The organism is Gilvibacter sp. (assembly GCF_013214815.1).
Classification (GTDB): domain Bacteria; phylum Bacteroidota; class Bacteroidia; order Flavobacteriales; family Flavobacteriaceae; genus Gilvibacter.
On sequence record NZ_JABSPU010000078.1, the window covers coordinates 1 to 9,296 of the forward strand.

Annotated in this window: 9 protein-coding genes; 6 read left to right on the top strand and 3 right to left on the bottom strand. The window is 43.8% G+C overall.

Annotation, left to right across the window (positions count from 1 at the left end; all coding sequences use genetic code 11):
* Positions 1-634, top strand: a 634-nt coding sequence (locus HRT75_RS12675) for a hypothetical protein (protein WP_291187378.1), incomplete at its 5' end; no start/stop codon positions are given.
* Here the strand turns inward: HRT75_RS12675 and lpdA are convergent.
* The 3 genes from lpdA to HRT75_RS12690 all read right to left on the bottom strand — a co-directional run bounded on the left by lpdA (position 635) and on the right by HRT75_RS12690 (position 3,236).
* The gene (gene lpdA, locus HRT75_RS12680; RefSeq protein ID WP_291187380.1) at positions 635-2,041 is read right to left on the bottom strand and encodes a dihydrolipoyl dehydrogenase; all 1,407 of its coding nucleotides are present in this window, start codon (positions 2,039-2,041) and stop codon (positions 635-637) included. It abuts the gene before it with no gap.
* 90 nt (positions 2,042-2,131) lie between these two features.
* Positions 2,132-2,776 carry a CPBP family intramembrane glutamic endopeptidase gene (locus HRT75_RS12685; protein ID WP_291187382.1) on the bottom strand — a complete coding sequence of 215 codons (645 nt, stop codon included), beginning with the start codon at positions 2,774-2,776 and terminating at the stop codon, positions 2,132-2,134.
* Positions 2,769-3,236 (bottom strand): Lrp/AsnC family transcriptional regulator, encoded by a 468-nt coding sequence (locus HRT75_RS12690; RefSeq protein WP_291187384.1) that lies wholly within the window; start codon positions 3,234-3,236, stop codon positions 2,769-2,771. The genes HRT75_RS12685 and HRT75_RS12690 overlap by 8 nt, the downstream gene beginning before the upstream one ends.
* A 155-nt stretch (positions 3,237-3,391) precedes the next feature.
* On the opposite strand from HRT75_RS12690, the gene HRT75_RS12695 reads away from it, so the two are divergent.
* The 5 genes from HRT75_RS12695 to HRT75_RS12715 all read left to right on the top strand — a co-directional run.
* Positions 3,392-4,609 carry an aminotransferase class I/II-fold pyridoxal phosphate-dependent enzyme gene (locus HRT75_RS12695; protein WP_291187402.1) on the top strand — a complete coding sequence of 406 codons (1,218 nt, stop codon included), beginning with the start codon at positions 3,392-3,394 and terminating at the stop codon, positions 4,607-4,609.
* A 116-nt stretch (positions 4,610-4,725) separates the two neighbouring features.
* Positions 4,726-6,216, top strand: coding sequence for a Na+/H+ antiporter NhaC (nhaC, locus tag HRT75_RS12700; RefSeq protein WP_291187386.1), 1,491 nt, complete (start codon positions 4,726-4,728; stop codon positions 6,214-6,216).
* A 70-nt stretch (positions 6,217-6,286) separates the two neighbouring features.
* Positions 6,287-6,784: a thiol peroxidase gene (gene tpx / locus HRT75_RS12705; RefSeq protein WP_291187388.1), complete on the top strand. Its 498-nt coding sequence runs from the start codon at positions 6,287-6,289 to the stop codon at positions 6,782-6,784.
* Between the two features lie 3 nt (positions 6,785-6,787).
* Positions 6,788-7,150 carry a diacylglycerol kinase family protein gene (locus HRT75_RS12710; protein WP_291187390.1) on the top strand — a complete coding sequence of 121 codons (363 nt, stop codon included), beginning with the start codon at positions 6,788-6,790 and terminating at the stop codon, positions 7,148-7,150.
* Between the two features lie 222 nt (positions 7,151-7,372).
* Positions 7,373-9,296: DNA translocase FtsK 4TM domain-containing protein (locus HRT75_RS12715; RefSeq protein WP_291187393.1), on the top strand; the 1,924-nt coding region annotated here is incomplete at its 3' end.

The window sequence follows — 9,296 nt, forward strand, 5'->3', positions numbered from 1 at the left end:
TAATCAAATGGCCAAGTACCAAGACACCGTCCTTCGCAATCAAAGTTACCATTTGAATGAGAACCTGCTTTATTACTATATGAGTATAGCCGAGTCTGATCCGGCAGTGAACGCAGAAGACAGCGGTGAGATTCTCAAACAGATCTTCACACCCTATGCTAAAGATCCTTGGACCAAAACAGAATCCATGCTTAAATACATGGCTATGGGCTTTACTGTAGAACCAGACATTCTCAAACAGTATATGGATCCCTTCTACTCGCGTTACGAGATCATGGAGGCTTTAGTTGATGCCGAATTGAGCGATCTGATCCCAGCGGAGTATTTGGAACCCAATGCCTTTACGGAGCTCTGTGTATATAATTATGTGGGTGATTACGTCTCGGAATACAACAATGAGGTTAAAAAACTCGGAGAGATTGAAGACAATGGCGTCACATACGGAATCTACAAGATCATTTCCACCTCAGACGATAGCGAACCTGTAATGGCACTAGGGATCATCTCAGCACCAAATCTCAACGATTTTGGCACTAATGATGCCTATACCGAATTCGACAAAGTCAAAACGGCTTGGAAACTACAGGCGCGTTCCTTGATTCGTCAATACAAACGCGCGATGAGCGAGGAATAATTAAATGTGTAATGGACGTTTGTCTGTAGCATCCAATGCAGCCTCTTTTACAGCTTCTGCATAGGTTGGGTGCGCGTGACTCATACGTGCAATGTCTTCAGCACTGGCGCGGAATTCCATAGCAGTAACGGCTTCACTGATAAAATCAGCAACACGAGCTCCTACCATATGAACACCCAATACCTCATCCGTAGCAGCATCGGCAAGGATCTTTACAAATCCATCGATATCACCACTGGCGCGAGATCTACCTAGGGCGCGCATTCCAAACTGTCCTACTTTGTAGTCTACTCCAGCTTCTTTAAGTTGATCTTCTGTTTTTCCAACAGAGGCGACTTCTGGCCAAGTGTATACTACTCCAGGAATTAGGTTGTAGTTAATATGCGGTTGTTGACCGGCAATGGTCTCTGCAACAAACACACCTTCTTCCTCTGCCTTGTGGGCCAACATAGCTCCTTTTACTACGTCTCCAATAGCGTAGATGTTTGAGACGTTGGTTTGCAAGTGCTCGTTTACCTCAATACGGCCACGTTCGTCCATTTGGATTCCAGCCTTATCTGCCGCCAATCCATCTGTGTACGGGCGACGCCCTACAGAAACCAAACAATAGTCTCCCGTAAAGCTCACTTCTTCGCCTTTTTTGTTGTTGGCCTTGATAGTCACTTCGTCGCCATTGCGCTCCACAGAAGTAACTTGATGAGAAACGTGGAATTTAACTCCTTGCTTTTTCATCACTTTGGTGAGTTCTTTACTCTGTGCCCGGTCCATGGTCGGAATGATTCGATCCATATACTCAATAACAGAAACATCAGCACCCAAACGGCGATAAACCTGTCCGAGCTCTAATCCAATAACTCCGCCACCAATGATAACCAAGTGTTTAGGGATCTCTGGCATTTTAAGTGCTTCTGTAGAAGTGATGATGCGCTCTTTATCAATGGTAATGAAAGGTAAGGTCGATGGCTTACTACCGGTAGCAACAATAATGTTCTTGGCTTCCAAGGTTTCTTCTCCACCTTCGGTCAAGTCAATTTTTACGTGCGTGGCGTCTACAAATGAACCCATCCCGTGAAATACGGTGATCTCGTTCTTTTTCATCAAGTAGTCAATACCAGAAGTGGTTTGATCTACTACCGATTGCTTGCGCGCAATCATTTTCTCTAAGTTCACTTTCACTTCGCCCGGAACTTCAATTCCGTGCTCCTCAAAATGCTTGACTGCATCCTCGTAGTGGTGAGAAGAATCCAAAAGGGCCTTGCTCGGGATACAACCAACGTTCAAGCAGGTTCCTCCTAAGGTATTGTACTTTTCGATCAGGGCAGTTTTCATCCCCAATTGTGCACAACGAATGGCTGCAACATAGCCTCCAGGGCCAGATCCAATTACTACTACATCAAATGAACTCATAAAAAATGATTTTAAATCGACTGCAAATTTACAAAGCTTTTGGCGTTCTACCTAAGTCCTTAGTCGCAATAATAATTCCCTCCTTAAGTCTTAAGCTGCACAGGCATCCATCCCGGGAAAAGCCAGCATATCTCCCATCCCAACGGTAAATAGCCAGTTGCCGTAAACCGCGTGTTCAATACTGACCAATAAGGTCGATCGTGTTTTAATATACGTATAGGCAAACAGCAACCCGCCAATAAAAGTCAAAACGGTTACCAAGGTATTTCTAAAGAATATGTGAGCCAATGAAAAGACCACGGCATTTACAAAGATCAACACCTTCTTAGATGGAAATAAGGACTCAAAACGACTAAAGAAATACGTTCTATAGATCAATTCCTGCGGCCATACCGACAGAAAGGTATAGACTCCTAATATCTTCACAAACAATTCCGGGTCACTTTTAGGCACACAGAACAAACTGCCCGGTGCCTTCCACAATACAAAGAGGGTGGTCACAAGCCCAATGATCAAGAACTGCAGTCCAATGCGCTTCCAGAAGGCCTTCCATGGATAATTTTTAAACCACTTTAGGGGTTTGTCAGGATCCTTGACCAAACGCACAATAATGTAGGTCAATCCTACCACGGCCAAACCTGCTTTGATCCAGATGGAATAATCCCAGGCAAAACTCACTGGCAAAATGGCGAAGAAGATTAAAAACTCTGCCCCGAGCAGGTATTTGTTACGCATGATCCATGACGTGTTTGGTGGTGTGTTTCACCGCACTGATCACAAAGGAACTGTGTGTATTTCCGATATACTGTAAGGTGGTCAATTTGGTCACCATAAAGGCACGATAGGCCTCCATATCCTCCACAGCCACTTTTAAGAGATAATCATAATCTCCACTGATGTGATGACATTCTAATACTTCTGGCAAAGAAATAATGTCTTGCTCAAAGGTGGTCAAATAGTCTTTGGCGTGTTGGAGTAGCCTGATCTGGCAAAAAACAACAAAGTCTCTTTGAATTTTACTCTCGTCCAAGAGCGCCACATAATTTTTGATGATCTCATTGCGCTCCAATTTTTTGATGCGCTCATAAATGGCAGTTGGAGATAAATTGAGTCTTGAGGAAAGCTCTTTATTGGTAATTTTTGCATCTTCTTGCAGAATATTCAGAATCTGCTTATCTGTTTGGTCAAGTTGCATAGAAAATTTTTCGGTGTTCGTAGCGTTTTTTAGAATGGGGGCTAAATTTTTAACTAAGATATAGCTTTTTAACCAAATAAATTACTAATTAAATGTAACAATTTGGTTAAATCTACAAATCCCAATTAAATTTGATGAATAAAACCCTACTTAAAATGGCATTTAAACCTGCAAACAATATTCAAGACCTCCAGTACTTTGGAGAATTTGGTGGTGTCAACCCTTCCATCTCCGATTCCTCCACCTATACCTTCCTTTCAGCAAAGACCATGTTTGACACTTTTGAAGGCAACGCTGACGGTTGTTACCTCTACTCACGTCACAGTTCACCGAGCAATCTGTATTTAGGAGAAGCGCTGGCCGCTTTAGAAGGTACAGAAACGGCTAATGTGACCGCTAGTGGTATGGGCGCAATTTGCCCTGTTTTGCTACAGCTTTGTGGTCAAGGCGATCATATTGTTTCTAGCAGGACGATCTACGGAGGAACTTATGCCTTCTTGAAGAACTTCACCCCGAGAATGGGCATCCGCACCAGTTTTGTTGACATCACAAAGTTAGATTTTGTTGAGGCAGCCATTACCGAAAACACCAAAGTGCTTTACTGTGAAGCGGTGAGCAACCCGCTCTTGGAGGTTGCCGATATTGCAGCCTTATCAGAACTAGCCAAAAAACACGGATTAAAGTTGGTGGTTGATAATACCTTCTCCCCGCTTTCTATTCCCGCAGGACGTTTGGGCGCCGATGTGGTCATCCACAGCTTGACCAAATTCATCAACGGATCTTCTGATACTGTGGGCGGTGTTATTTGCGGAACTCAAGAATTCATAGATCAGCTCCGCAACGTCAATGATGGTGCGGCCATGCTTTTGGGCAGCACCATGGACAGCATGCGGGCAGCGTCTATTTTAAAGAACCTTCGTACGCTTCACATCCGCATGAAACAACACAGTCATAATGCATTCTACTTGGCGCAAGCCTTTGAGAGTTTAGGCCTAAAAACAGTTTACCCAGGCTTACCTTCGCATCCAAGTCATAAAGTGTTCTCACAAATGATGAATGCAGAATACGGCTTTGGCGGTATGCTGACCATTGATGTAGGTAGCTTAGATAAAGCAAACGAACTCATGGAATTGATGCAAGAGCGCAATCTGGGTTATTTAGCGGTTAGCCTTGGATTCTACAAAACCCTTTTCAGTGCACCAGGCAGCTCTACCTCATCTGAGATTCCTGCAGATGAACAAGAAGCAATGGGTCTAAGCGATGGGTTGATTCGTTTTTCAGTCGGGTTGGATAATGATATCGCTCGCACCTTCAAACAGATGAAAGCCTGTATGGAAGCTGTTGGAGTGCTACAGACTGCGGAACTGGTTTAAGCACAACCACTTGAAAACACAAACGGGCCTCGCGCCCGTTTTTTATTTTGCCCTTAGCACTGCGTTTGCAATTCGGAGGCTAAAATCGTAACATTACAGTTCTATAAACTAACAGCATGCAAAACGATCAGGACAATATAAAAGAGATTCCTATTGAGGATCAAAAAATCATTGAAAATACGGAACTCAACATTTGGGAAGCTTTGATTCCTGTTTTGGCTTTAGTAGGATTATTAGCCTATAACGTTTATGTATTCGGAGATGATGCCTTAAGCGGATCCAATCAGTTTATCCTTCTTATTGGTGCTGCAGTTGCTGGAGTCGTGGGGATTCTCAATAAAGTGAGTTATAAGCGCATGCTGGAAGAGGTCGCGGAAAATGTCAAATCTACTACAGGTGCTCTTTTAATTTTACTCATGGTTGGAGCCTTGGCGGGAACATGGCTCATTAGCGGTATCATACCTACTATGATTTATTACGGGCTGCAAATACTCAACCCAACAATATTTTTGGCCGCATGTGTGGTTATCTGCGCCATCATATCCATTGCTACGGGAAGCAGTTGGACCACCTCTGCTACGGTAGGTATAGCGCTTATCGGTATAGCCAGCGCACTGGACATCAGTCTTGGCATGACCGCTGGCGCAGTGCTATCTGGAGCATATTTTGGAGACAAACTTTCTCCCTTAAGCGATACGACTAATCTGGCCCCAGCTATGGCGGGAACGGACTTGTTTACGCACATTAAATACATGACTTACACGACAGTGCCAACCATTGTAGTTACGCTAATAGTGTTCATTATTATTGGATTCACCATTGAAACCGACGGTCCCGCGGACACCAGCCAATACTTGGCAGATATTGAGGCCGCCTTCAATGTGAGTCCATGGTTGTTTCTGGTCCCTATTGCTGTTATAGCAATGATTATTAAGAAAACTCCACCGCTCATCGCCTTGCTTATAGGCACACTATTAGGAGGTGTGGCTGCTTTGATTGCGCAGCCAGAAATTGTCGCGACTATAGGTGGCGGCGATCAACTAACCGCAACTACAGCGTATAAAGGCATTATGAATGCCATAACCGTTAAAACCCAAGTAGCCACAGACAACCCAGAACTTGCTGATCTCTTTGCAGCCAAAGGAATGGCTGGAATGCTCGGCACTATTTGGCTCATTGTTTGCGCCATGGTATTTGGTGGTTTCATGGATGCTATTGGAGCATTAGCAACGATTAGTAAGGCCTTGTTAGGATTGTTCCAAAGTGTATTCGGACTCTTTGCCAGTACCGTGATGAGCTGTTTAGCTTTAAATGTTACCGCGAGTGATCAATACTTGGCCTTGGTTGTGCCTGGTAAAATGTATGCGCAAGCCTTCAAAGACCGCGGATTGGCTCCGGAGAACTTATCCAGAACCCTAGAAGACAGCGGTACGGTAACTTCTGTATTGGTACCTTGGAATACTTGTGGAGCCTACCAGAGCGGTGTTTTAGGTGTTCCTGTAGTAGACTATTTTGCCTTTGCGATCTTTAATTGGCTGAGCCCATTTATGACTTTGATCTTCGCTGCATTCCGCATCAAGATCCGTCAGTTAGCTACCTCAAAATAATCGACATTTTTTAAGAGTTCCTTAATGATATCTCTTTAAGGGCATCGTATTTTTGTAAAAAACAACAACTATGGCTTCTATTACCCTAGGCGGAAACCCCGCCGAAACTGTAGGATCACTTCCTACTGTTGGATCTCAAGCTCCTGACTTTAGCTTGGTAGCCAACGATATGTCAACAAAAACACTCGCAGATTACGCGGGCAAAAACGTAATCCTTAACATCTTCCCTTCTGTAAACACAGGAGTATGTGCTGCCTCTGCAAGACGCTTTAATGAGGAGGCTTCAAAATTGGAGAACACCACGGTACTTTGTGTTTCGAAAGACCTTCCTTTTGCACAGCAACAGTTCTGTGCCGCTGAAGGCATTGAAAACGTAGAGATGCTCTCTGATTTTAAAACCGGAGCATTTGGACAAGACTATGGTGTAACTATTAAAGGCGGAGCCTTTGATGCGCTGCACTCTAGAGCTGTTGTAGTAGCAGACGCTAACGGAAACGTGATCTACAACGAGCAAGTAGCTGAAGTTGGAGAAGAGCCTGATTACGCTGCTGCACTCGCTGCGCTATAAGCAATGAAAAACACCTTCATCGGCAAACGATTAATGGCGTTTAAATACGCCGGCCGCGGGGCCTGGCTGCTACTCAAGAATGAGGCCAGCATCCAGGTTCAAGCGGTTATTGCCGTGGTGGTGACCGTTTCGGGATTCTATTTTGAGATCACCGCTACTGAATGGATCCTTCAATTTTTCGCCATTGGTTTGGTCATGGCAACAGAAGGCGCCAACACGGCGATTGAAGAAATCGCGAACTTCATCCACCCGGAGAGACATCCTAAAATTGGCTATATCAAAGACGTAGCTGCAGGCGCTGTATTTTTTGCTGCAGTTATCGCAATTGTCATTGGTTGTATCATCTATATTCCCTACTTTAACTAAGTACTATTGTTACCCAAATTGCCAGGTAAAAAATCTATTCCGCATTGAAATCACTTCAAAACGAATTGTTTCACTGAATTTTTGAATTTAACCATAGCGCTGCTATGCTGAAATTCAGAAAATCCTTTGTTTTATTGTGCTTGCAATGCTCATAACGATATTTTACCTTATAATTTGGGTGTTTTTTAAACGTTAACAATTTGTACCTTTGTTTTACCCTTTATGGCCAAAAAGAAAACTACTAAACGCAGCGCTAAAAAAGCCAAACGATTCCAATTACCAAAACTGACCCTTAACCGGCAACAGCAGGTGGTTCTGGGAAGTTTTCTAATGCTCTTTGGTCTGGCGTTTACCCTGGCCTTTGCGAGCTTCTTTTTTAACTGGCAACAAGACCAGTCCATCTTAGGAGAATTAGGCAACCGAGACACGGAAGCCGCGAATCTCTTGAGTAAATTCGGAGCAGGTTTGGGCAACTTTTTCATTTATAAAGGTGTGGGTATTGCCGCCTTTATTTTCTCTACGCTCATCACCTTAAGTGGAATCTATTTCTTTTTTGATTTAAAGCGGAGCGCGCTAGGTCGTTTTTGGTTTTGGGGCTTATTAGTCATGCTTTGGTTAGCCGTTTTCTTCGGATTCTTTAGTAGCCAAGGTGGAATCCTAGCGGGAACTGTGGGTTATGAAATGAACGATTTCTTGCAGGATTATTTAGGTTTCACAGGTACTGCCATTCTAATGGCATTCTTACTAATCACCTATTTGGTGTTGCGTCTACGAGTGACTCCGGATAAGGTTGCAGCAAAACTTAAAAAGACCAAAGAATCCATAGCAGAAGACTTTAAAGACGAGGTTTCTTCAACAGAAGAGTCTACAGAAACACAAATACTTACGGAGTCAGAAGATACTGTAACACCTACACCAGAGCCAATAACGGTTGCTCCAGTAGCAGAAGAAACACAGTCCAAACCTCTAGAACTCACTCCAGACCCTGAATTGGAAAACATCCAGCTCAAAACCCCTAAGACCGAGAAGCAAGAAGAAGAGGTCACTATGGAAGTTGAGGCGGCCGTTGAGGAAGAAGAGCTTCCGGCAGATAAGACTGCACAAAAACTAGTAGAAGACTTTGGCGAGTTTGACCCAACCCTGGAATTAGGCAATTATAAATTCCCGCCCTTAGAACTGCTCAAAGATTATACAGGTGGTGCGGGGATCACTATCAATCAGGAGGAACTTGAAGAAAACAAGAACCGTATTGTAGAGACCCTACGCAATTACAAGATCGCCATTGCACAGATCAAAGCCACAGTGGGTCCAACGGTAACCCTTTATGAGATCATTCCAGAGGCAGGGATCAGAATTTCCAAGATCAAAAATCTGGAAGACGATATAGCACTTTCGCTGGCTGCCCTTGGTATTCGTATCATTGCGCCGATACCCGGAAAAGGAACCATCGGTATTGAAGTGCCCAATAAAAATCCACGTATTGTATCGATGCGCTCGGTGATCGCGGCCAATAAATTCCAACAAGCAGAGATGGCCTTACCCCTTGCTTTGGGAAAGACCATCGCCAACGAAACCTTTGTAGTGGACCTTGCTAAGATGCCACACTTGCTGATGGCAGGGGCTACCGGACAAGGAAAGTCCGTTGGGTTGAACGCCATTTTGACCTCCCTACTCTACAAGAAGCATCCGGCAGAGGTGAAATTCGTTTTAGTAGACCCAAAGAAGGTTGAACTTACTTTGTTCAATAAAATTGAGCGCCATTATCTGGCTAAGCTACCTGATACCGAAGAAGCCATCATCACAGACACCACGAAGGTGATCTATACTTTAAACTCGCTCTGTATTGAAATGGACGCGCGTTACGACCTGCTTAAAGATGCTATGGTTCGTAACATTAAAGAATACAATACCAAGTTCAAGGCGAGAAAATTAAATCCTGAAAATGGACATAAATTTCTGCCCTATATCGTTTTGGTAATTGATGAATTTGCCGATGAAATGAAGGGCAAGGTCAAGGTTGTGGAGGAGACGGAGGTTGAGCGTGATAGGGATGGAGCGGTTGCTACGTTTGTAGTACAAACAGAAAATAAAATGAAAATGAATCCCAAAGTTACAAATTCAAAAAATCAATCTTCGATTCCACATG